Origin of the sequence: Rhodanobacter sp. 7MK24 (assembly GCF_014842995.1) — a bacterium.
In the GTDB taxonomy this organism is placed as follows: Bacteria; Pseudomonadota; Gammaproteobacteria; order Xanthomonadales; family Rhodanobacteraceae; genus Rhodanobacter_A.
This window is the reverse complement of sequence record NZ_JACYXL010000007.1, coordinates 13,648-35,315: the sequence shown is the minus strand read 5'-3', so window position 1 is coordinate 35,315 and position 21,668 is coordinate 13,648. Positions and strand designations below refer to the sequence as shown.

The 21,668-nt window shown below is 64.9% G+C and carries 21 protein-coding genes; 8 read left to right on the top strand and 13 right to left on the bottom strand.

What is annotated here, in order from left to right:
- Positions 1-65: 65 nt before the first annotated feature.
- The 5 genes from glmS to IHE49_RS12280 all read right to left on the bottom strand — a co-directional run bounded on the left by glmS (position 66) and on the right by IHE49_RS12280 (position 5,266).
- On the bottom strand, positions 66-1,895 hold the full coding sequence (glmS, locus tag IHE49_RS12300) for a glutamine--fructose-6-phosphate transaminase (isomerizing) (RefSeq protein WP_192158292.1): 1,830 nt from the start codon (positions 1,893-1,895) through the stop codon (positions 66-68).
- 87 nt (positions 1,896-1,982) lie between these two features.
- The gene (locus tag IHE49_RS12295; RefSeq protein ID WP_192158290.1) at positions 1,983-3,353 is read right to left on the bottom strand and encodes a pyridoxal-phosphate dependent enzyme; all 1,371 of its coding nucleotides are present in this window, start codon (positions 3,351-3,353) and stop codon (positions 1,983-1,985) included.
- 159 nt (positions 3,354-3,512) lie between these two features.
- Entirely contained in the window at positions 3,513-3,740 is a 228-nt protein-coding gene (locus IHE49_RS12290; protein WP_192105879.1) for a YdcH family protein, read from the bottom strand.
- A 336-nt stretch (positions 3,741-4,076) separates the two neighbouring features.
- Positions 4,077-4,691, bottom strand: a complete 615-nt coding sequence (locus IHE49_RS12285; protein ID WP_192158288.1) for a hypothetical protein — start codon at positions 4,689-4,691, stop codon at positions 4,077-4,079.
- Entirely contained in the window at positions 4,688-5,266 is a 579-nt protein-coding gene (locus IHE49_RS12280) for a DUF4398 domain-containing protein (RefSeq protein ID WP_225578416.1), read from the bottom strand. The genes IHE49_RS12285 and IHE49_RS12280 overlap by 4 nt, the downstream gene beginning before the upstream one ends.
- Before the next feature lie 124 nt (positions 5,267-5,390).
- Between IHE49_RS12280 and IHE49_RS12275 the strand changes: the two genes are divergently transcribed.
- Entirely contained in the window at positions 5,391-6,512 is a 1,122-nt protein-coding gene (locus IHE49_RS12275; RefSeq protein ID WP_192158286.1) for a PilT/PilU family type 4a pilus ATPase, read from the top strand.
- A 382-nt stretch (positions 6,513-6,894) separates the two neighbouring features.
- On the opposite strand, the gene maiA is transcribed toward IHE49_RS12275, so the two are convergent.
- A complete protein-coding gene (maiA, locus tag IHE49_RS12270; RefSeq protein WP_192158284.1) occupies positions 6,895-7,563 on the bottom strand; it encodes a maleylacetoacetate isomerase in 669 nt (222 codons plus the stop codon).
- A gap of 114 nt (positions 7,564-7,677) precedes the next feature.
- Between maiA and IHE49_RS12265 the strand changes: the two genes are divergently transcribed.
- On the top strand, positions 7,678-8,859 hold the full coding sequence (locus IHE49_RS12265; protein WP_192158282.1) for a phosphoglycerate kinase: 1,182 nt from the start codon (positions 7,678-7,680) through the stop codon (positions 8,857-8,859).
- Positions 8,856-9,488 carry an HAD hydrolase-like protein gene (locus tag IHE49_RS12260; protein ID WP_192158280.1) on the top strand — a complete coding sequence of 211 codons (633 nt, stop codon included), beginning with the start codon at positions 8,856-8,858 and terminating at the stop codon, positions 9,486-9,488. The genes IHE49_RS12265 and IHE49_RS12260 overlap by 4 nt, the downstream gene beginning before the upstream one ends.
- A 67-nt stretch (positions 9,489-9,555) precedes the next feature.
- On the opposite strand, the gene tkt is transcribed toward IHE49_RS12260, so the two are convergent.
- The gene (gene tkt, locus IHE49_RS12255) at positions 9,556-11,556 is read right to left on the bottom strand and encodes a transketolase (protein ID WP_192158278.1); all 2,001 of its coding nucleotides are present in this window, start codon (positions 11,554-11,556) and stop codon (positions 9,556-9,558) included.
- A gap of 255 nt (positions 11,557-11,811) precedes the next feature.
- Here tkt and IHE49_RS12250 point away from each other — a divergent pair, with 255 nt between their 5' ends.
- The 3 genes from IHE49_RS12250 to IHE49_RS12240 all read left to right on the top strand — a co-directional run bounded on the left by IHE49_RS12250 (position 11,812) and on the right by IHE49_RS12240 (position 13,994).
- Positions 11,812-12,420, top strand: coding sequence for an outer membrane beta-barrel protein (locus tag IHE49_RS12250; protein WP_192158276.1), 609 nt, complete (start codon positions 11,812-11,814; stop codon positions 12,418-12,420).
- A gap of 235 nt (positions 12,421-12,655) precedes the next feature.
- Positions 12,656-13,258, top strand: coding sequence for a porin family protein (locus IHE49_RS12245; protein ID WP_192158274.1), 603 nt, complete (start codon positions 12,656-12,658; stop codon positions 13,256-13,258).
- A 154-nt stretch (positions 13,259-13,412) separates the two neighbouring features.
- Positions 13,413-13,994: an outer membrane beta-barrel protein gene (locus IHE49_RS12240; RefSeq protein WP_192158272.1), complete on the top strand. Its 582-nt coding sequence runs from the start codon at positions 13,413-13,415 to the stop codon at positions 13,992-13,994.
- A 121-nt stretch (positions 13,995-14,115) separates the two neighbouring features.
- Here the strand turns inward: IHE49_RS12240 and IHE49_RS12235 are convergent, their stop codons facing one another.
- The 6 genes from IHE49_RS12235 to IHE49_RS12210 form a co-directional block, all read right to left on the bottom strand.
- Entirely contained in the window at positions 14,116-15,120 is a 1,005-nt protein-coding gene (locus tag IHE49_RS12235) for a class I fructose-bisphosphate aldolase (protein WP_192158270.1), read from the bottom strand.
- 110 nt (positions 15,121-15,230) lie between these two features.
- Positions 15,231-15,674 (bottom strand): energy transducer TonB, encoded by a 444-nt coding sequence (locus tag IHE49_RS12230; protein ID WP_192158268.1) that lies wholly within the window; start codon positions 15,672-15,674, stop codon positions 15,231-15,233.
- A 36-nt stretch (positions 15,675-15,710) separates the two neighbouring features.
- Complete coding sequence (locus IHE49_RS12225; protein ID WP_192158266.1) at positions 15,711-16,274, bottom strand: hypothetical protein; 564 nt, start codon at positions 16,272-16,274, stop codon at positions 15,711-15,713.
- Between the two features lie 32 nt (positions 16,275-16,306).
- On the bottom strand, positions 16,307-17,779 hold the full coding sequence (gene pyk / locus IHE49_RS12220; RefSeq protein WP_192158264.1) for a pyruvate kinase: 1,473 nt from the start codon (positions 17,777-17,779) through the stop codon (positions 16,307-16,309).
- Between the two features lie 185 nt (positions 17,780-17,964).
- Complete coding sequence (locus IHE49_RS12215; protein WP_192158263.1) at positions 17,965-18,783, bottom strand: S1/P1 nuclease; 819 nt, start codon at positions 18,781-18,783, stop codon at positions 17,965-17,967.
- Between the two features lie 119 nt (positions 18,784-18,902).
- Positions 18,903-19,826: an MBL fold metallo-hydrolase gene (locus tag IHE49_RS12210; RefSeq protein WP_192158261.1), complete on the bottom strand. Its 924-nt coding sequence runs from the start codon at positions 19,824-19,826 to the stop codon at positions 18,903-18,905.
- Positions 19,827-19,964: 138 nt separating this feature from the next.
- Between IHE49_RS12210 and gap the strand changes: the two genes are divergently transcribed.
- Both gap and IHE49_RS12200 read left to right on the top strand, forming a co-directional pair.
- On the top strand, positions 19,965-20,966 hold the full coding sequence (gene gap, locus IHE49_RS12205; protein ID WP_192158259.1) for a type I glyceraldehyde-3-phosphate dehydrogenase: 1,002 nt from the start codon (positions 19,965-19,967) through the stop codon (positions 20,964-20,966).
- Between the two features lie 237 nt (positions 20,967-21,203).
- Entirely contained in the window at positions 21,204-21,614 is a 411-nt protein-coding gene (locus IHE49_RS12200) for a group III truncated hemoglobin (protein ID WP_192158254.1), read from the top strand.
- Positions 21,615-21,668: the final 54 nt, after the last annotated feature.

The following is a 21,668-nucleotide window of genomic DNA, read 5'->3' as shown; positions in this document are numbered from 1 at the left end:
AAGCCGGCAATTGCCGGCTTTTTCTTTTCCAGCTTTCCGATGTTCGCTACCAAATACCGACAGGCCTATTCCACCGTCACGGACTTGGCGAGGTTGCGCGGCTGATCCACGTCGGTACCGCGCAGCACCGCCACATGGTAGGCCAGCAGCTGCAGCGGCACGGTGAACACTGCCGGTGCGATGAAGTCACCGCCAGCGTCGATACGCAGCAAATGGCCGCGTGCGATGTTGCCGTCCATCGGCGCGGCGCTGTCGGCAAACACGATCAGCTCGCCGCCACGGGCGCGCACTTCCTGCAGGTTGGACTTCAGCTTGTCCAGCAGCGGGCCGTTCGGCGCCACCGCCACCACGGGCATGTCCTCGTCCACCAGTGCCAGCGGGCCGTGCTTGAGCTCGCCCGCCGGATAGGCCTCGGCGTGGATGTAGGAGATTTCCTTGAGCTTGAGCGAGCCTTCCAGTGCCACCGGGTATTGCGCACCGCGGCCCAGAAAGAGTGCGTGATGGCGTGGAATGAAATGCTCGGCCAGCTCCATGATTTGCGGCTCCAGTGCCAATGCCCGCTCGATCGCGCGCGGCAAGGCCTGCAGCTGTGCGCACAGATCCGCGTAGCGCGCATCGTCCAGCCCGCGCTGTCGCGCCAATTGCAGGGACAACAGGGCCAACGCGGCGAGCTGGGTGGTGAAGGCCTTGGTGGAGGCCACACCGATCTCGGGACCGGCGCGCGTCATCAGCTTCAGATCCCCCTCGCGTACCACCGAGGACTCCGGCACATTGCAGATCGCCAGCGTGCCCAGGTAGCCGCGCCGCTTCGATTCGCGCATCGCCGCCAACGTATCCGCAGTTTCGCCGGACTGCGAGATCGCCACGAACAGCGTGCCCTCGGGCACTACCGCCTCGCGGTAGCGGTATTCGCTGGCCACCTCGACGGCGACCGGCAGGCGCGCATATTCCTCGATCCAGTATTTCGCCACCATGCCGGCGTGATAGCTGGTACCGCAGGCGATGATGTGCACGCCGCGCACTTTCGCCAGCAGCTCGCTACCGCCCACCCCAAAGATATTCGGCAGCACGCCGTTCGCGCCTAGGCGCGACTCCAGCGTATCGGCCACCGCGCGCGGCTGCTCGAAGATCTCCTTCTGCATGTAGTGGCGGTATTCGCCGCGCTCCACCGCATCGGCGGACAGTTCGCTCTCGTGTACCGCACGCTCGACCGGCTGGCCGTCCAAGCCGAACACCTGCACGCGATCACGGGTCATCTCCACGACGTCGTCCTCGTCGAGATAGATCATCCGGTTGGTGACCTGGATCAGCGCCTGTGCATCCGAGCCCAGGAAGTGCTCGCCGATGCCCACGCCCACCAGCAGCGGCGCGCCACGGCGGGCACCGATCACGCGCCCGGGTTCGTCGCGGCTGATCACGGCGATCGCATACGCGCCTTCCAGGCCGCGCACCACGGCCAACACCGCCTCGCGCAGGCTCATGCCCTCGGCAAGACGCTGCTCGACCAGCGCCGCTATTACCTCGGTGTCTGTCTCGGAGGTGAACACATGGCCGCGCGCCGCGAGTTCATCGCGCAGGCTGGCATAGTTTTCGATGATGCCGTTGTGCACGATCGCGACGCGCCCGGCGACGTGCGGATGTGCATTCGCCTCGTTCGGCACGCCATGGGTGGCCCAGCGCGTGTGTGCGATGCCTATGGCTCCGGGAAACGGCGCGGCCAGGTACTCCGCTTCCATCTCGCGCACCTTGCCCTTGGCGCGCACGCGATGGATTTCACCGCCTTCCAGCACGGCCAGGCCAGCCGAGTCATAGCCACGATATTCCAGCGCCTTCAGGCCGGCGATCAGCAAAGGGGCCACGTCACGCTGGGCGGCGGCAGCAACGATTCCACACATGGCGAACTCCGTGTCGTCTGATGCAGGCAGAAGCGCGACTGTGCCGTCCGCGCGTTTCAACCAACTTTCGACACCGATGTCAGGCAGTCAGTTCACCTTGCGACGCAGCCAGTTCAGCAAGTCGATGCGGGTGATCAGGCCGAGGAATTGCTCGCCATCCATCACGATCGCCACGTGGCCGCGTTCGAACACGGGCAGCAGCGACTCGATCGGCGAACGCACGTCGAGCATCTGCAGATCGCTGATCATTGCCACCGACACGGAATCGCGGAAGCGCGCCTCATCGGCATGTACGTGCAGCAGCACGTCGGACTCGTCGACGATGCCCACCAGCTTGTTGCCGTCCATCACCGGCAGCTGCGAGACGTCGTACAGCTTCATGCGCGTATAGGCGGTGATCAGCAGCTCGTTCGGGCCGATCACCACGGTGTCGCGCTTGGCGAACGGGCGCAGCAGCAGGTCGCGCAGGTCGCCATGCTGCTCACGCTCGAGGAAGCCGTTGTCGAGCATCCAGTAGTCGTTGTAAAGCTTGGACAGGTACTTGTTGCCGGTGTCGCAGACCAGGGTCACCACGCGTTTGGGACTGGCCTGTTCGCGGCAATATTTCAGCGCCGCAGCCAGCAGGGTGCCGGTGGAGGAGCCACCCAGCACGCCTTCCTTCGCCAGCAGCTCACGCGCGGCAAGAAAACTTTCCTTGTCGGAAATCGCATAGGCCTTTTTCACGCGGCTGAAATCGCTGATCGACGGCAGGAAGTCCTCGCCGATGCCTTCCACCAGCCAACTCGATGACTTGGTGGAGAGCGTGCCCTCGTTGATGTACTGGGCGAGGATGGAGCCCACCGGGTCGGCCAGCACGATCTCGGTGTGCGGCGAAGTCTTGGCGAAGTACTGCGACAGGCCGGTCATGGTGCCTGACGAGCCACAGCCCACCACCACGGCATCGATCCTGCCATCCATCTGCTCAAGGATCTCCGGCCCGGTGCTCTCGATGTGCGCGCGAGGGTTGTCCGGATTGCCGAACTGGTTGATGAAGTAGGCGTCCGGCGTCTCGCGGGCGATGCGCTCGGCCATGTCCTGGTAGTACTCGGGGTGGCCCTTCGCCACGTCCGAGCGGGTGAGCACCACCTCGGCGCCCATCGCCTTGAGGTTGAAGATCTTCTCGCGGCTCATCTTGTCCGGCACCACGAGTATCAGCCGGTAGCCCTTGGCCTGCGCCACCAGCGCAAGACCCAAGCCGGTGTTGCCGGCGGTGCCTTCGACCAGGATTGCCCCAGGTTTGAGCTTGCCTGCCTTCTCCGCGCCTTCGATCATCGACAGGCCGATACGGTCCTTGATCGAGCCACCGGGGTTCGCGCTCTCCAGCTTCAGGAACAGCTCGCACGGTCCGGTGTCGAGTCGCTGCGCACGCAGCATCGGGGTGTGGCCGATCAGTTCGAGAATGCTTTGCTGCACCTTCATGGAGGCTCCGTCGCATGGCAGACCGGTGGCGCGCCAGCGTCACCGGAGAAAGACTCATGATAACCGAGCATCACAAACGGGCCGGTAGAAACGTCGCGGCCCCGGCGCTCTTCCTGGGCGGAAGCTGCCGGGGCCGACGTGGCATATAGGGTCAACCGGTTAGTTGGACAACTGGCGCCGCCCTTCCCACATTCGTTCCAAGCGCGCCTTGGCGTACAGTTTTTCCTTCTTCATGCTGGCGAGGGTGAAGTCGTCGAGTGGGAGCACGCCGATCTCGGCGTCGTGCACCTTGCTGTCGAGTTCCCGATGGTGTTGATAAAGGCGACGGAATTCCGCATCAGCCTTCATCAATGCCTCGACGTCATCACGCTGCTGGTTTTCGAACATGATCCAACCTCCTCGTGAGTGAGCATGTGGGCGCACGAGCGCGCCCTTCCCCCCCGCCGAATCATGCGCACACACCTTCGCACACCCGTACCGGCAAACCGGTGGCGGGTGTGAAGCTGGCGAAAAAGTGGGGCATGGTTCGGACCGGCGGGCATGGAGCGGAACGGCTCCATGGGTTCGACCCTACTCCCCCGGGAAAAGTGCCGCAAGCCCATATGGCATCGCCCGTGGCGAGCCGCTAAGGCTGCGTGAAATCCGCATCAAGAACTAAGAAGCCACGGCGGTGCGCAGCCCAAAAACAGCACACCCTCCGCGACCGCCAGCCAACACGCTGGATCAAGGCTTGCCGCCGGCGTCCTGCTGCTGCATCTGCGCACGCATCGCCTTGGCGGCCTTGGCAGCAAGGTCAGCCTCACGCTTGGCGGAACGGGCCACCCGGCTCTGCGCCTCGGCCAGCTTCTTGGCCTTGGCCGCCTCGGCCTGGGCCTGCTGGGCCGCCATCGAATAGGCCTCGCCCTGCTCCTGCAAACGCTGCGCTTCCTCCTGTGCCATCTGGTTAAGCAGGCGCTGGCGCTCCAGTTCGCGTTGCGCCGTCTCCGCCTCGCGACGAGTGTTCTCCAACTGGATCTGGTCATGCTCGCGATCCAACTGGGCCAGCTTCATCTGGGCGTCCTGCAGCTGGGCAGAAGCGCGGGCCGTGTCTACCAGACGCTCAGCCATGTACAGCGCGTGCGGCCGGTCATGCGAGTCGGCCTGGGCGAGCTGGGCAATGGCATTACGGGCCAACGACTGCTCGGCCTGGGCGTAGTTGCCCAACACCGGATCGCTGGAAAGCTGGTTGAGGTTGCCGGTCAGCCGGCTGACGTCGATGTCGTCGCGATGGGCCTGGGCCGTACCGGCGATGCCGAGCGCGATCATGCCGGCAGTGAGTGCGATGGCGAGGCGCTTCATTGCTGGCCTCCCGCGGGCTGGAAGCCCTGCGTTGCGTTGGAATCCTGCGACGAAGACGGCGGGGGCGCCAGCGCCGAGGCCGATGGTGCCGGCATGTCTTCCATCGGGGAGGCGGGAGGCATCGCGCCGGAAGCCGCGGGCGCGGGTGCCGAACCAGCGGCTGCCGGTACCGGCAGCGGCTTGGCGAATTCGGCGGCAGCCGCGGCGGCGGCCTGCGCGCCCTGCTCGCGCAGCTCGGCATTGGTATTCATCTTGTCCTGGATCTTGGCCCGTGCGGCACCAAGGTTGGCTTTGGTACGCGCCAGATCGGCGTCCGCCCGCGATTCGGCTGCCAGATCGGCCGCCAGCGCATACTTGCGGTCGGCCATGGCGGCCTGCGCCTGCTGGAACTTGTCTTGTGCGAAGCCCAGGTCCACCGGGTCGTAGTCGGGGGCTCCAGCATCGCGCGCCGCTTGCAACTGCACCTGCGCCTGGTTCATCGCCTCATTCGGCGGAGGGACGCTGGCACAACCGGCCAGCAGCAGCACACCGGCCAGCAAGGCCGACAGGGCTGGCAATCGGATTGACTTACTCAATTCTGTCGCATTCCGGGCCGATAAAGGGAGGATGTGCACCATCACGCATTCCTGATTAAGCTTCTGGGCGTATTGTGGGCGTGCGCAATCGCTCAATGCAACGAAAACAAACAGGGGATCTGGCGTGGATATCGGTTACTTCCTCAAGCTGATGGTCGACAAGGGCGCCTCGGACATGTTCCTGTCCACCGGCGCACCGGTGAACATCAAGGTCGAGGGCAAGCTCTACCCGCTGGGCAACACCGGCTTGCCGGGCGGCATGGTGAAGAAGATCGCTTACTCGCTGATGGACGAGGGCCAGGTACCGCAGTTCGAGCGCGATCTGGAGCTCAACATGGCGCTGGCGGTGAAGGAAGCCGGCCGCTTCCGCATCAACGTGTTCAAGCAGCGCGGCGAAGTGGGCATGGTGATCCGCGCGATCAAGAGCGAGATCCCCAACGTCGAGCAACTGCAGCTGCCACCCATCTTCCGCGAGCTCATCATGGAGCCGCGCGGGCTGATCCTGGTGGTGGGCGCTACCGGCTCGGGCAAGTCCACCACCCTGGCGGCAATGCTCGACCATCGCAACACCAATTCGGCCGGCCACATCCTCACCATCGAGGATCCCATCGAATACCTGCACCGGCACAAGCGCTCCATCGTCAACCAGCGCGAGGTGGGGCTGGACACGCACAGCTACCACGAGGCGCTGAAGAACGCGATGCGCGAGGCGCCGGACGTCATCATGATCGGCGAGATCCGCGACACCGATACGATGGAGGCGGCCATCGCCTTCTCCGAAACGGGACATCTCTGCCTGGCCACCCTGCACTCCAACAACGCCGACCAAACGCTGGAGCGCATCCTCAACTTCTTCCCCGAATCGGCGCACAAGAACGTGCTGATGAACCTGGCGCTGAACCTCAAGGCCGTCATCAGCCAGCGCCTCGTGATCGGCAAGGACAGCCGCCGCCTGCCCGCGGTGGAAGTGCTGCTGAACACCCCGCTGATCCGCGACATGATCCGCCGCGGACAGGTGCATGACATCAAGGAAGCGATGGATCGCAGCCTGCAGGAGGGGATGCAGACCTTCGACCAGTCTCTGTACCGGCTTTACAAGGAAGGCCGCATCGAACTCGACGAGGCGCTCAACAAGGCCGACTCCCGCGATGGCCTGGCGCTGAAGATCCGCCTCGCCGAGGGCGGCGGTGCAGGCGACAACGCACTGATGGGCGGCAGCAACGATCCTTACGGGATGGGGTTCTAGACCCAGGCGTCAAGTCGCGGGGCGCGCACCGCCGCCCCGCGCCCTTGACCCGGCCGAAGCTCGGCACTCAGCGCGCACCAGGTTCGACACGGCGACGCCGTGTTCCTCGATGCCGGGGGAAGACCTCGATGCGACGGCTGACATGGATCGACCATGCGCACGCGAACTCGCCGCCGCACCGACCATTCGGCATTCAATCGGTAATGCCCCCGCACGCCATACGATCCGTGCCGGTGGCACCGATGCCCCCCCGCGAAAACGCAGCAGGTAGCAATCGCATGGAGCGGTCGAGACATGCCTCTAAGCAGCATCTTGTCGTAGCCACCGCCCTGCCGATTGCGTTGCCCGCACCGCCGCTTGTTTCCAGGTGGATACCGCGCAGTCACCCTTGCACGGCGGGCGCGTCCGGTTGCGCTTCCGGCGCGGCCATGCGAAACGCCTGGAGTTCACTGCAGGCCGCATCGATGCGGCGAATCGTCGGGTAGTCGTCCAGCGGCAGCTTCCAGCGCCGCGCGTTGTATACCTGTGGAATAAGGCAGGCATCGGCCATGCCTGGCGTGTCGCCATGGCAGAAACCGCCGGTGGCCGCATTGTCCGCCAGCATCGCTTCCAGCGCCGCAAAGCCCGTGGCGATCCAGTGCCGCGACCATGCGCCACGCTGCGCCTCGTCGGCGCCCAGCTCGCTCTCCAGGTATTGCAACACGCGCAGATTGCCCAGCGGATGGATGTCGCAGGCCACCAGTTGCGCCATTGCCCGCACCTGCGCACGACCGCGCGCATCAACTGGCAGCAAGGGCGGTTCGGGATGGAGTTCTTCGAGGTATTCGATGATCGCCAGCGATTGCGTCAGCGTCCGGTCGCCGTCACGCAGGCTTGGTATCAGCTGCTGCGGGTTCATCGCGGCGTACGCCGACGCGTGCTGCTCGCCACCGTCCTTCACCAAATGCACGGGACGGTTCTGGTAGCCCAGCCCCTTGAGGTTCAACGCGATGCGCACGCGATAGGCAGCGCTTGAGCGCCAATAGCCGTACAGCACGAGTCCTGAGGTCATGGCACCTGCCCGCTGCGGAAAACCCGCAGTTTAATTTGCATCCCCTCCCGGGGGGCGGGAAAATGGGCGATTCCAGCCGCCCTGGCGGCCCATCGTTACCACCGGAGCTTTGATGTGACCGTCCTGCGCATGAGCGACCTCGACCTCCACGGCCAGCGCGTGCTGATCCGCGAAGACCTCAACGTGCCGATCGACGACCACGGCCGCATCACCTCCACCCAGCGCCTCGATGCCGCGTTGCCGACGATCAAGGCCGCGCGCGACGCCGGCGCGAAGGTGATGGTGCTCTCGCACCTGGGCCGACCAAAGGAAGGCCAGTTCGACGAGGCGTCCTCGCTGGCACCGGTGGCAGCATGGCTGGGCGACAAGCTGGGCAAGCCGGTACGGCTGGTTCGCGACTACCTGGACGGCGTTCCCGTCGCCGACGGCGAGGTGGTGGTGCTGGAGAACTGCCGCATGAACGTCGGCGAGGGCAAGGACGACGAAGCCCTGTCGAAGAAATATGCCGCGTTGTGCGACATCTTCGTGATGGATGCCTTCGGCACCGCGCACCGCGCACAGGCTTCCACCCACGGCGTGATCAAGTACGCACCGGTTGCTGCCGCCGGCCCTCTGCTCTGTGCCGAATTGGATGCGCTGGGCAAGGCGCTGGAAAATCCCGCGCACCCGCTGCTGGCGATCGTGGCCGGCTCCAAGGTTTCCACCAAGCTCACCCTGCTGGAAAACCTGATCGGCAGGGTCGATCAGCTGATCGTGGGTGGCGGCATCGCCAACACCTTCATCGCCGCGATGGGTCATTCGGTAGGCAACTCGCTGGTCGAGCCCGACCTGCTCGACGCCGCAAAGAAGGTCCTGGCCGACGCCAAGCGCCGCGGCGCAGAAGTACCGCTGCCGGTGGACGTGGTGGTGGCACCGGAGTTCTCCGCCAACGCACCGGCCTCGGTGAAGGCGGTGGACCAGGTGCGCGAAGGCGAAATGATCCTCGACATCGGACCGGAGACGGCCAGGTGCTACGCCGAGCTGATCGCCAAGGCTGGCACCGTGGTGTGGAACGGCCCAGTCGGGGTGTTCGAGTTCGACGCCTTCGGCAAGGGCACCGAGACGCTGGCACGCGCGATCGCGGCATCCAGGGCGTTCTCCATCGCCGGCGGCGGCGACACGCTGGCCGCGGTGGACAAGTACGGCATCGAGAAGGACATCTCCTACATCTCAACCGGCGGCGGTGCGTTCCTCGAGTTCCTCGAAGGCAAGGAGCTGCCGGCGGTGGCTGCTCTCAAGGCGCGCTCCGGCCAGTGACCCTCTGCCTGTTCGACCTCGACGGCACGCTGATCGATTCGGAGCCCGGCATTACCGCGTGCATCCGCTACGCTTTCGACAAGCTGGGCGTGCCGGCGCCGGCCGAGCTGCGTTCGTGGATCGGGCCGCCGCTACGGCACGGCTTCGCGCCGCTGCTGGACCATGACGCCGAGCGCGTCGAAGCGGCCGTGGATTACTACCACGAGCGCTTCGCCACGCTGGGCTGGCGCGAACACGCGATCTATCCGGGCATCGCGACGACGATCGAGCGCCTGCATGCTTCCGGCCACCCCCTGGCCGTAGTCACCAGCAAGCCCGAACGCCATGCACGTCCCATCCTCGAAAACCTGCCGTTCGGCGACACGTTCGCACGCCTGTACGGCCCCGACCCGGCGAGCCCGCACAGCGAGAAGGCCTCGATGATCGCCGCCGCGCTAGCCGATTTTGGCGTCGCCCCCGAGCAGGCCGCCATGGTCGGTGACCGCCGCTTCGATATCGAAGGCGCGCTGGCCAACCGCGTACGCGCCATCGGTGTGCTATGGGGGTTCGGCAGCCGAGAGGAACTGGAGCTGGCCGGCGCGCAGGCGCTGGCCAGCGATCCGGGCCACCTCGCCGAGATGCTGGCGTAACGCCTTCCTCGACTGACAAAAACGCCGCGGAGACCGCGGCGTTTTTGTTCGGGAAATTCCCCGCCTATCAGCCAGCGACGTGTTTCACCGCGTCGACCACGTTCGTCACGGTGATGCCGAAGTAGTCGAACAACTGCTCCGCCGGGGCCGAGGCACCGAAGGTGGTCATGCCGACAACCTCGCCGTCCAGGCCCACGTATTTGCGCCAGAAATCGATGACGGCAGCCTCAACCGCCACGCGCGCACGGCACCAGCCGGGCAGCACGCCTTCGCGGTATTCCAGCGGCTGGGCATCGAAGGTCTCGGTGCATGGCATCGACACCACGCGTACCGGCAAGCCCTGCTGCGCCAGCGTGCGCATCGCTTCCATCGCCAATTCCACTTCGGAACCGGTGGCAATCAGGATGGCCTTGAACTTCGTGTCCGCCGGATCCGAGAGCACATAGGCACCCCGCGCGATGTCGGCCACCTGCTGCGCGCTGCGCTGCTGGTGCTTCAGCGTCTGGCGCGAGAACACCAGGCAGGACGGACCGTCCTTGCGCTCGATCGCCGCCTTCCACGACACAGCCGACTCCACCGCGTCGCAGGGGCGCCACACGCGGTTGTTCGGGATATAGCGCAGGCTGGCCAGGTGCTCTACCGGCTGGTGGGTGGGGCCGTCTTCGCCCAGGCCGATCGAGTCGTGGGTATAGACGTGAATGGAGTGCGCCGGGATCAGCGCGCTCATGCGCACCGCATTGCGCGCATAGTCGGAGAACACCAGGAAGGTGGCGTCGTAGGGAATGAAGCCGCCATGCAGCGCCAGGCCGTTGCCGATCGCGGTCATGCCGAACTCGCGCACGCCGGAGTGGATGTAGTTGGCGTTGGGGCTGGTTTCGGTGACGCTGACCGAGCCCTTCCAGATCGTGAGGTTGGAACCGGCGAGATCGGCCGAGCCGCCGATCAGTTCCGGCAGCAGCGGGCCGTAGGCATCCAGCGTCATCTGCGAGGCCTTGCGGCTGGCCACGTCCGGGCCTTCGGCCTGCAGCTTGTCGATCCAGGCCTGCGACTTCACGGTCCAGTCCGTGGGCAGCTCCGCGGCAAGGCGGCGCTTCAGTTCGGCCGCCAGATCGGGGTGCGCCTTGGCGTAGGCATCGAACAGCGCGTTCCATTCGGCCTCGTGTTTCGCGCCGGCAGATTTTGCGTCCCAGCCGGCATAGATCTCGGCGGGAATTTCGAACGGCGGGGAGCGCCAGTCCAGCATGTCGCGTGCGGCGGCCACTTCGTCCTTGCCCAGTGCCGAGCCATGACAGGCTTCGGTGCCTTCCTTGTGCGGGGCGCCGAAGCCGATGATGGTCTTGCATATCACCAGCGTGGGCCTGGCGGTTTCCGCCTTGGCGGCGACCAGCGCGGCCTTGATCTTGTCGGCGTCGTGGCCATCCACGTCGCGGATCACGTGCCAGCCGCAGGCCTCGAAGCGCATCGCGGTGTCGTCGGTGAACCAGCCCGGCACCTCGCCGTCGATGGAGATGTTGTTGTCGTCATAGATCAAGGTGAGCTTGCCCAGCTTCCAGGTGCCCGCCAGGGAGATCGCCTCCTGCGAGACACCTTCCATAAGGCAGCCATCACCGCAGAACACCCAGGTGTGGTGGTCGACGATATCGAAGCCCGGCTGGTTGAAGCGCTCGGCCAGCACCTTCTCGGCCAACGCAAAGCCCACGCCGTTGGCGATGCCCTGGCCCAGCGGACCGGTGGTGGTTTCCACGCCCACCGTGTGATGCGCCTCGGGATGGCCCGGGGTCTTCGAGTGCAACTGGCGGAAGCGTTCCAGCTCGCTCATCGGCAGGTCATAGCCGGAGAGGTGCAGCACGGCGTACTGCAGCATCGAGCCGTGACCGTTCGAGAGCATGAAACGGTCGCGGTTGAACCAGTGCGGATTGGCCGGATTGTGCCGGTGGAAGTCGTTCCAGAGCACCTCGGCAATGTCAGCCATTCCCATCGGCATGCCGGGATGGCCGGAATTGGCCTTCTGTACGGCATCCATGGCAAGGGCGCGCACGGCATTGGCAAGTTGACGGCGGGTGGTCATGGGGCGTTCTCCGGGACTGGCTGCGGCGAAAAGCACGCATTGTCGCCGATCCGGCTGAAGCTGTCGCGCGATTGCCCCTATTGGCATCGCTTGGCTTCTTGACATTAACCTGCACTTAATTATGAACTGGTCGGTATTGAATTCCTTCAGCCACCTCCTCATTTAATGGTCCGGCGCCGCCTACGAGCTGGTGCCGAGCCGTGGCCACCCTTTCCCCAAGGCCCACGGACTGACCATAACAAGAGGAATTCCCCCATGAAAAAGACTGTGCTCGCTCTCACCTTGGCTGCTGCCGGCTTTGTGGCCGTACCGGCTGCCTTCGCCCAGGATCAGGCTCCCGCCACCGCCACCCAGCAAGGTTGGTACGTCAGCGCGGATGCCGGTTACGCCAATGTCAGCAAGGGTCCCTATGACGACGGCAAGTTCGCTGGCGGCGTGAAGGGCGGTTACCGCTTCGCGATCACCCCGGAGACGTCACTGGGCGTGGAAGTGGGCTACCAGTACCTGGGTCGCCTGTCTGCCCAGAGCCAGTACGCCGACCAGATCGCCGGCAACAGCAAGTCCAAGTTGCGCGGCAGCACCGCCGGCCTGGATCTGCGTCACAGCTTCACCCCCAACTGGTACGGCGAGCTGCGTGGCGGCCTGTTCTATGCCCAGGGCGAGGGCATCACCAACGGGACGAACCCGGAGTTTCGCCAGTACGACCGCACCAAGTACTACGCCGGAGCCGGCGTGGGCTACAACCTCAGCCAGAACTGGAGCCTGGGCCTGAACTACGACTACTACGCCGGTTCCGACAACGGCGTACAGCGCGTGCAGTTGGCCACCAGCAAGTACTCGCTGAGCGCGGAATACCGCTTCTGAGTCTTCTGGCTCCGCAGCATGATCCGGAACGGGCGCCACTGGCGCCCGTTTTCCTTTACAGGCAAGCCATTGGCGTGAAAGTTAATCGTTACTTAATAATGTACTAATGAGTATTGAATCTTCTGGCCGAGCCGCCATCCAAGTAGGGTGCCTGGTTCTCCCCGGATCCTGGCATGCGGCGCCGCTCCCTTCCCCGACGACCGGCCGCCGCCTTCCCAATAACAGGAGACTCTCCATGAAGAAGACCTTGCTCGCCCTCGCCCTCGCCCTCGCCTCCAGCAGCCTGCTGGCCATTCCTGCCGCCTTCGCGCAGAGCGCACCGACCGATGGCAACAACTGGTTCCTCAACGGCAATGTCGGCCGCACCGCCATCAACCAGGGCCCGTACGACAACGGCCACGACACCGGCTACGCGATCGATGGCGGCTATCGCTGGGCGCTGTCGCCGAACTTCCAGCTGGGCGCGGAAGTGGGCTACAACGATCTGGGCAACATCCGCGCGAAAAACATCTTCAATAACCAGCCGGTGGTCGCTCCGGGCAAGTCGCAGCTGCACGGCTGGACTGCCGGTGCCAACGCCCATCTTGACCTCAGCCCGAGCTGGTACCTCAGCGGCCGCGCCGGCCTTTACAGCTGGACCGGCCACGGTATGAGCAACGACGTCAATCCGATCAACAAGGGCCTGAGCGACAACAGCTGGTATGCCGGTGCCGGCATCGGCTACAACATCACGCAAAACGTGAGCGTCGGCCTGAACTACGACTACTACGACGCCAAGAAGCACAACGTCGATCTCAGCACCGACATGATCTCGGCCAGCGCGGAATTCCGCTTCTGACCGGATCGTCAATGCCGGATGCAACCGCGAAGGGCGCCGCAAGGCGCCCTTCCTTCATTTAACGGTCCTTGAAGCCCGGTAAACGTGCTCTTAACATTCCGCGGTCGCGGAACGAAGCGACACGACAATTTTTCAGGGCACAAGGAATCCCTACATGTACAAGAAACTGCTTCCGCTCGTTGCCGCAACCTGTGGCTTCTTCGCCACCGCCGCCCACGCCGACCAGACCAATGGCTGGTTCGTGGACGGCAGCGCCGGCACTGCCCACTACAAGGCCACGGTCGATGGCCTTTCGGGCACCGATAGCAACACCGCTTTCATCCTCAACGCAGGCTGGCGCGACCAGGGCCTCATCGGCTTCGAAGCCGGCTATACCAATCTGGGCAGCCTCAGCTCGACCGATGGCTACGGCGACCACGCCAAACTTAAGGCAGACGGCTGGACGTTTGGCCTCGATGGTCATTTCAACTTCAACGACAACTGGTACATGTCGGCGCGCACCGGCGGCTTCCAGTGGAAGCTGAAAGCCACGCTCTCGGTCAACGATTCCTATCTGGGCTCGGCAACGTACCGCGGCAGCGAGGAATCGCTCGGCTGGTACGGCGGTCTGGGCACCGGCTACGACTTCAACAAGCACTGGAGCGTGGGTGCGAACTTCGACTACTACTCGATGAACAAGCACGGCTACGACATCGGCACCCACATTTTTTCGGTGAGCGCCGAGTACCGCTTCTGAAATTCCTTATCAGGCAAAAGCAAAACGGGCGCCGCGAGGCGCCCGTTTTCTTGCGCCAGGCAGCCACGGATGGCTGCCTGCTTCACTCTCACGACCATGGACGATCGCAGGAACGCGCCCTTCAGCCGTTCCAGCGACCCAGCGCGGCCAGGCCGTTGTCCTTGGCGCGCGCGTGCACGGTCTTCTGTGCTTCGGCGTAGTTGGCCTTCATGTCCTTGGCCCACAGCTTGAGCGCTGCCTGTTGCATGGCGCGGCCATAGGAGAACGACAGCGGCCAGGGATGCGGCCCGATGCGGTTCATGGCGTTGAGGTGTGCGGTCGACTGCTCGTCGGTCTGGCCGCCGGAGAGGAACACGATACCCGGCAGCGAAGCCGGCACGCAGGTCTTCAGCACGCGCACGGTGGCTTCGGCCACTTCCTCGACGTCGGCCTGTTCGGACGATTCCTTGCCGGGGATCACCATGCTGACCTTGAGGATGGTGCCTTCCAGCATGACGTTCTGCTCGTACAGCGCGTTGAACAGGCTGCGCAGCACGGCTTCGTGCACTTCGTAACTGACCTCGATGGTGTGGTCGCCGTCCATGATCACTTCCGGCTCGACCATCGGCACCAGGCCGGCTTCCTGGCACAGCGCGGCATAGCGCGCCAGCGCGTGGCAGTTCGCCTCGATGGTGGTGGAGCTCGGGTTCTCCTCGGAGATGTTGATCACCGCACGCCATTTGGCGAACTGAGCACCCAGCTTCACGTATTCGGCGAGACGCTCACGCAGACCGTCGAGACCCTCGGTGACCACGTCGCCGGGGAAGCCGGCCAGCGGCACCGGACCCTTGTCGACCTTGATGCCGGGGATGATGCCGGCCTTCTTCATCAGCTGGGTGAAAGGCACGCCGTCCTTGGTGGACTGGCGGATCGTCTCGTCATACAGGATCGCGCCGGAGATGTGCTCGCCGAGCCCCGGCGTGGTGAGCAGCAGCTCGCGATAGGCTCGGCGGTTTTCCTCGGTGTTCTCGATGCCGACGGCTTCGAAGCGCTTCTTGATGGTGTTGGTCGACTCATCGATGGCGATGATGCCCTTGCCGGGGGCCACCATGGCCAGGGCGACGCTTTCGAGATCTTCAATACTCATGACGACTCCGTGCAACGAGGCGTAATCCGCCCGCTAAAGGTGGATGCCGCCCGGACGGGCGACGGGATGGAAGACCGCGGATTATAGCGAAACCGCCCTGGGGACGCCGATTACTGCCCGTAGCCGGGCAACTTGCAGGGCTCCATCACCTTTTGCATGCCGTCCGCACCGTCGGGGGAGTTGAACGGCACAACGTAGTAAGTGTCGATGGGCTGGCCAATGCGATTGGTGAGCGAGGGGCCATAACGGAAGTTCTTCACCGCGGTCACTGCGGCGTTGCCCAGGTCGCTCCTGGGCACGAGCTTGGCCAGTTGCACGTTCATCGGTACGCCGTCGGAACCGATGGTGTAGGTCACCGCGGCGCAACCCGGCTTGTCCAGGTTGAGACCCGAATTGGGCAGGTCCGTATCCACCTTGGTGTTGAGCCGGATCCAGTAGTGGTACAGGTTCTGCGGATCGATCCGGTGATTGGACTGCGCCCACGCAGACGCGGCGCAGAGCAGCGCCGGCACCAGCAGCAGGGAACGGACCAGGCGTGGGGCGCGTGAGTGCATGACGGATGCTCCGATGGGGTTGGGGACGGCGACAGTCTAGTCGCGCGGCGTGATTTCGTCGTCACCACCAGCCACTGCCGGCTGAGTCGGATAGCCGCGCAAGCGGTACAGCAAGCCGACCAGTCCACGTGACCCCAACGCCAAGGCTACGCCCGCCACGGTTGTCACCAGAGCGCGGCTCAGGTTGCCCAGAACCGCACCGGGTATCTGCGCTCCCGAATAGCCTTCGATTTGAAGGTGCAGCCTCACCAGCTGGATTGCCAGCGACGTCATGCTGGCAAATCCGGAAATAGCCAGCCAGACACCCAGAACAGATAACGCGATGTGCTGGATTTGGTTGGCTTCGATATGGCTCTCGAACACTTCACCTTTGCTGCGCCCCGAAGAAGCCCACCAAGCCAACACTCCGGGCTTCAGCCACAGCACGAACGCAATCGCCAGACCCGATGCGGTCAACACCAGGGCGAGTTTTGCAAACCGCCCGTCACTGGAATTCAAGTTCCAGAGGAACAAGGGCACTGACTCAAGCAGTCCCACCGCCATCAGCACCGCACCCAAGCGGATTGCGATGCACAGGACCGTGTACAGAGAAGTCTTCATCCTTATCCTTCCCCGGCGGTTTCCGCCACTCGTCAAAGATCGCGAATATTGTCCACCGCGCCGCCCGCGCCCACTGAAAGCAGCTTGAGCGTATTGGTGCCACCGACGTGACCGACGCGGTCGCCGTAGGTGATGACCACGCTGTCGCCCTCGACCAGCTTGCCCTGCGCGAACAGCAGGCGCACCGCGGCGCGGGTGGAGGCGGCCATGCTCTGGTTCTCGCCATGGCTGAATTCCACCGCGCGCACGTCGCGCAGCACCTGCATACGCCGGCGCGCGGCCGCGAAGGGCGACAGGCCGTAGATCGGTATCGCGCTGCGATAGCGCGACAGCCATTGCGCTGTGGCGCCGGATTCGGTGAGCGCCACGATCGCGCGCACGTTGAGCTGGGCAGCCAGCACCATCGCAGCCAGTGCAATCGCCTGGTCGGTGCGGCTGAGGTGGTGGCTGACGTTGGCCAGGTCTTCCTTGGGTTCGAACTGGCGTTCGGCGCCCAGGCAGATGCGCGCCATGGCTGCCACCGCCTTGTCCGGGTGGGCACCGGCGGCGGTTTCCTCGGACAGCATGACCGCGTCGGTGCCGTCGATCACCGCGTTCGCCACGTCCAGCACTTCGGCACGGGTGGGGATGGGCGAGCGCACCATCGATTGCAGCATCTGCGTGGCGGTGATGACGGCGCGATTGCGCTGCACCGTCTCGCGGATGATCTTTTTCTGCAGGCCAGGCAGCTCCGCGTCGCCGATCTCGACGCCCAGGTCGCCGCGCGCCACCATCACCACGTCGGAGGCGTCGATGATCTCGCCCAGCACGGGGATCGCATCGGCACGCTCGATCTTGGACACCAGCGCGGCGCTGCCGCCGGCCTCTTCCAGCAGGCGCCGCGCGAGATGCATGTCGGCGGCCGAGCGCACAAAGGAGACGGCGAGGAAATCCGCGCCGATCTCGGCGGCGAGCTTGATGTCGGCCTTGTCCTTGTCCGACAGCGCGGAGACGGAAAGGCCGCCACCCTGACGGTTGAGGCCCTTGCGGTCGGAGAGCTTGCCGGCCACCAGCACGGTGCAGCGCACCTCGGTGCCGACGACCTCGTTGACGGTGAGCGCCACCAGGCCGTCGTCCAGCAGCAGCACGTCGCCGGAGCGCACGTCCTGCGGCAGGCCGAGGTAGCTCACGCCCACGCGATCGATGTCGCCGGGCGGCGCGTCGGCGCGGCAGTCCAGCACGAATGGCCGACCAACCTCGAGCTGGATCGGACCATTCGCAAATTTCTCCACACGGATCTTCGGGCCTTGCAGGTCGGCAAGCACGCCCACCTCGCGACCCGCTGCCGCGGCGGCGGCCCGGACCGCGGCGGCCCGGACGCGGTGGTCGTCCGGCTGGCCGTGCGAGAGATTGAGCCGAACCACATCGACACCGTTGGCGATGATGCTTTCGAGCATTCCGGGTGCGTCGGTGGCGGGGCCAAGGGTGGCGACGATCTTGGTGCGGCGGAGCGGTGTGCTGGTCATGCGTGGGCCTGATGGGCGATGGACGTCTAAATCGGTCAAGCCACGGAGGCTAGCAGATACCCGGCGCCATGCCAGCCTGCATTCGTATGTAATGACGCATTCAATGCGTCAACGCATGTCCGCGATCCGCGGGCACCGTGCCATGAACCGGTTGCGCAGGAGACACGAGGACCGTGGACAGGCGCTCAGTTCGCCAACGCGAGATTGAGCACCTCGGCCAGCCGGCGCCCGGCGATGCGCAACTGGTTCTCGGCCACCGGCAATTCGGCATCGACATAGGCCTGGTCGATCTTGTGGCTGTCCGGATAGAAGCCCGGCGCGGCCGTGATGCGGCAGGACTCCTCGGCCCACTGCGCGTAGGGATTGTCCAGCGGCGAGCTGTTCGGCGGCAGCGCCACCGGACCTTCCGCGTCCAGCTTCTGCGCATAGGCCTGCCAGTCCAGCCCGCGCGTCTTCAACATGCCCGAATCCCAGATTTTGTGCAGGTTGCTGCCCTTGCCCTCGAACTGCACCTGATACTTGTTGCCGCCAAGATCGTCGCGATAGCCATCATGCAGGGGCTGGTGCTCGTCGCCCACGAAATGCACCACGAATTTCAGCGCCTCGAGGCGCGCGGCGTCCGGCTGCGACTTGTCCCCGAGGATCGCCACGTAATGCGCCAGCCCGTCCACCACGCACTCGCCATCGCTGCAGTCGCGCGGCGGCACGTAGTCGCAGTCCGGGCCGCCACGGAAGTTGATGTAGTGCAGCTTGCGCGTCTGTTGCCACAGCGTAGCCATCGCCGGGTCGTCCTGGATCTGGTCGGGCCAGCTGGCAATGTCAGCAAGCTGGGTGGTGTGGTCAGCCGCGAGCAGGTGCGCCACCTCGGCCTCGGCGGCCGGGCTCAGGTGCCTCTGCGCCAGCGCGGCGACGATGCTGTGACCCAGCGGCCCCCAGGCCTGCGCAGCGGGAGCAACGACGAATACGGCCAGCGAGGCGACCAACAGGCGGCGAGGGAACTTCATGGCGTGCACTTCGGACAAATGGGGAGTCCGGCAGTGTGCCACAGCGTGCCTGGGTCATCAGTGCACCTACCGCCCGGCAACTGCTGTCCCGCGGCGAGGAACCGCGACGGGACACTCGATCAGCTCACCGGCATTCCGCTATCCAGCGCGTTGCGCAGGAAACGACCGATCGCGGTGTCTACAGCGCGCGCATCCAGCGGCAGTTTCAGGAAGCGCCGCCCTTCGCCGTCCACCGGCGGCAATTCGCCCGCGCGAATGTTCACCTGCAGCGACGGCCAGAACAGCCGCGGCAGCGACAACGTAGCGTCGCGGCGTTCGCGCAATGCCACGAAATCCGCTTCGGCGGTACCGGCGGAAAGATGTATGTTGCTCTCGCGCTGTTCGTGTACGGACACCCGGTCGCGCGGAGCGGCGCCGGCAGCGGGATAGTCGTGGCAGAGATACAGCTGCGTATCACCCGGCAGCGCGTACAGCCGGCGCACCGAGGCATGCAGCGCCGCCGCGCTGCCGCCGGGGAAGTCGCAACGCGCAGTACCTGCTGTTGGCGAAAACAATGTGTCGCCGATGAACACCGCCTCGCCAATGCGATAGCTCACGCCGTCGGCGGTGTGGCCCGGCGTGGCCAGCACCTCGATCGTCAATTCGCCCAGCGGCAGTGCGTCGCCGTCGTGCAGCAGGCGATCGAACGCCGAGCCGTCAGCCACGAACTCCTCGCCCAGACCCAGCCGTCGCTTGAAACCGGCCTGTACCTCCACGATGCCCGCACCAGCTGCCAGCGGTGCGCCGGTCTGCGCGCGCAACCACGCCGCAGCGGTGAGGTGGTCGGCATGCGCATGGGTTTCCAGTATCCATTTCGCACGGAGCCCTTGCGCATGCAGATGGTCGAGTACCGCACGCGCCGCCTCCGTGCCGATCCGGCCGTTGACCGGATCGAAATCCAGCACGGGATCGATCACGGCCGCTTCATGGGTCGAGGGATCGCTGGCCACATGCGTCCATGTGCCAGTGGCGGCATGGAAGAAGGAGCTGATGTTGGCAGGCATGGCGAGGCACCCGTGGAATGCATGCGCCGATCATAGCTGCCGCCGCGCAGGCAGCCGTGCCGGTTTCCCGCTAAAATCGCGTCTTTAACCGGTCGCGCTCCGCGGCCGCCCTTCCCCGTAATCGGAGGACGCTGTCCCATGACCATCAAGGTCGGCATCAACGGCTTCGGCCGCATCGGTCGCAATGTGCTGCGCGCTGCGGTGCAGAATTTCGGCAACGACATCGAGATCGTCGCGATCAACGACCTGCTGGAACCGGACTACCTCGCCTACATGCTGCGCTACGACTCCGTGCACGGCCGCTTCAAGGGCGATGTGGCGATCGAGGGTGGCCAACTGGTGGTCAACGGCAAGAAGATCCGCCTCACCCAGGAGCGCGACCCCGCTGCACTGAAGTGGAACGAAGTGCAGGCCGACGTGGTGATCGAATCCACCGGCCTGTTCCTCGACAAGGCCACCGCGCAGAAGCACCTCGACGCCGGTGCGAAGAAGGTGATCCTGTCCGCGCCGTCGAAGGACGACACGCCGATGTTCGTCTACGGCGTGAACGACAAGACCTACAAGGGCGAGGCGATCATCTCCAACGCCAGCTGCACCACCAATTGCCTTGCGCCGATCGCCAAGGTGATGCACGACAAGTGGGGCATCAAGCGCGGCCTGATGACCACCGTGCATGCCGCCACCGCCACGCAGAAGACCGTGGACGGCCCGAGCAACAAGGACTGGCGCGGCGGTCGCGGCATCCTCGAGAACATCATCCCGTCCAGCACCGGCGCAGCCAAGGCCGTCGGCGTGGTGATCCCCGAGCTCAACAAGAAGCTCACCGGCATGAGCTTCCGCGTGCCGACCTCGGACGTGTCCGTGGTCGACCTCACCTGCGAGCTGGAAAAGCCCGCCACCTACGCGGAAATCTGCGCGGAGATGAAGGCGCAGTCGCAGGGCGCGCTGAAGGGCGTGCTGGGCTACACCGAAGACAAGGTGGTCGCCACCGATTTCCGCGGCGAGACCTGCACCTCGGTGTTCGACGCCGACGCCGGCATCGCGCTGGACTCCACCTTCGTGAAGCTGGTGAGCTGGTACGACAACGAGTGGGGCTACAGCAACAAGTGCCTGGAAATGGTGCGCGTGGTGGCGAAGTAAGGATGTGTTTTTGCGATCATCCTTGATCGCGTGAATCAAACGTGCGGCCATCCATGGCCGCACTCTTCAAAGCCAGGAGGCCCGCGCAAGCGGGCTTCTTTGCTTTGGCCGCACGGAACCGAGCCCAAGGACAGATTGCCGCAGACGCCCCCGCCGCGCCTCTCCCGGCGCATGCACATCTGCGAAAATGTCTGCACCGGGCGCGATGCGCCTCGGCAGAAACCAGGCAAGCAAGCCATGACTACGCTCGACGAAACCCGCATCGCCAACCTGGTCGACCGCTTCTACGACAAGGTACGCGCCGACGCCTCCATCGGCCCCATTTTCAACGCCGCCGTGCATGACTGGCCCGAACACAAGGCGCTGCTCATCCGTTTCTGGAGTTCGGTGGCGCTGGGCACGCAGAGCTATCGCGGCAACCCGATGGCAGTGCACCGCGGCCAGCCCGCGATCCGCGCCAGTCATTTTGTCCGGTGGCTGGAACTGTGGCGCGAAACCACCCGCGAAGTGCTGGACGACGACGATGCAGCACGAATGCAGGATTATGCCGACCGCATCGGTCGCAGCCTGCGCCTGGGGATGGGGTTGCCGGAGCGGCTGGATGTGCGGCCGCTGGATATACCGGTGGTGGGCATCGTTCGACCCTGAAGGACTCGGAAAGCGAGACGCTTCTACGCATCACCTGCACCTGAGCCGGTCGTC

Excerpts from the sequence above, each read along its gene's own strand:
- IHE49_RS12235 (WP_192158270.1), bottom strand. The coding sequence starts at position 15,120 with ATGAGTATTGAAGATCTCGAAAGCGTCGCCCTGGCCATGGTGGCCCCC.
- tkt (WP_192158278.1), bottom strand. The coding sequence starts at position 11,556 with ATGACCACCCGCCGTCAACTTGCCAATGCCGTGCGCGCCCTTGCCATG.
- IHE49_RS12240 (WP_192158272.1), top strand. The coding sequence starts at position 13,413 with ATGTACAAGAAACTGCTTCCGCTCGTTGCCGCAACCTGTGGCTTCTTC.
- IHE49_RS12245 (WP_192158274.1), top strand. The coding sequence starts at position 12,656 with ATGAAGAAGACCTTGCTCGCCCTCGCCCTCGCCCTCGCCTCCAGCAGC.
- gap (WP_192158259.1), top strand. The coding sequence starts at position 19,965 with ATGACCATCAAGGTCGGCATCAACGGCTTCGGCCGCATCGGTCGCAAT.
- IHE49_RS12295 (WP_192158290.1), bottom strand. The coding sequence starts at position 3,353 with ATGAAGGTGCAGCAAAGCATTCTCGAACTGATCGGCCACACCCCGATG.
- IHE49_RS12285 (WP_192158288.1), bottom strand. The coding sequence starts at position 4,691 with ATGAAGCGCCTCGCCATCGCACTCACTGCCGGCATGATCGCGCTCGGC.
- pyk (WP_192158264.1), bottom strand. The coding sequence starts at position 17,779 with ATGACCAGCACACCGCTCCGCCGCACCAAGATCGTCGCCACCCTTGGC.
- IHE49_RS12290 (WP_192105879.1), bottom strand. The coding sequence starts at position 3,740 with ATGTTCGAAAACCAGCAGCGTGATGACGTCGAGGCATTGATGAAGGCT.
- IHE49_RS12225 (WP_192158266.1), bottom strand. The coding sequence starts at position 16,274 with ATGAAGACTTCTCTGTACACGGTCCTGTGCATCGCAATCCGCTTGGGT.
- glmS (WP_192158292.1), bottom strand. The coding sequence starts at position 1,895 with ATGTGTGGAATCGTTGCTGCCGCCGCCCAGCGTGACGTGGCCCCTTTG.
- IHE49_RS12250 (WP_192158276.1), top strand. The coding sequence starts at position 11,812 with ATGAAAAAGACTGTGCTCGCTCTCACCTTGGCTGCTGCCGGCTTTGTG.
- IHE49_RS12200 (WP_192158254.1), top strand. The coding sequence starts at position 21,204 with ATGACTACGCTCGACGAAACCCGCATCGCCAACCTGGTCGACCGCTTC.
- IHE49_RS12230 (WP_192158268.1), bottom strand. The coding sequence starts at position 15,674 with ATGCACTCACGCGCCCCACGCCTGGTCCGTTCCCTGCTGCTGGTGCCG.
- IHE49_RS12210 (WP_192158261.1), bottom strand. The coding sequence starts at position 19,826 with ATGCCTGCCAACATCAGCTCCTTCTTCCATGCCGCCACTGGCACATGG.
- IHE49_RS12215 (WP_192158263.1), bottom strand. The coding sequence starts at position 18,783 with ATGAAGTTCCCTCGCCGCCTGTTGGTCGCCTCGCTGGCCGTATTCGTC.
- maiA (WP_192158284.1), bottom strand. The coding sequence starts at position 7,563 with ATGACCTCAGGACTCGTGCTGTACGGCTATTGGCGCTCAAGCGCTGCC.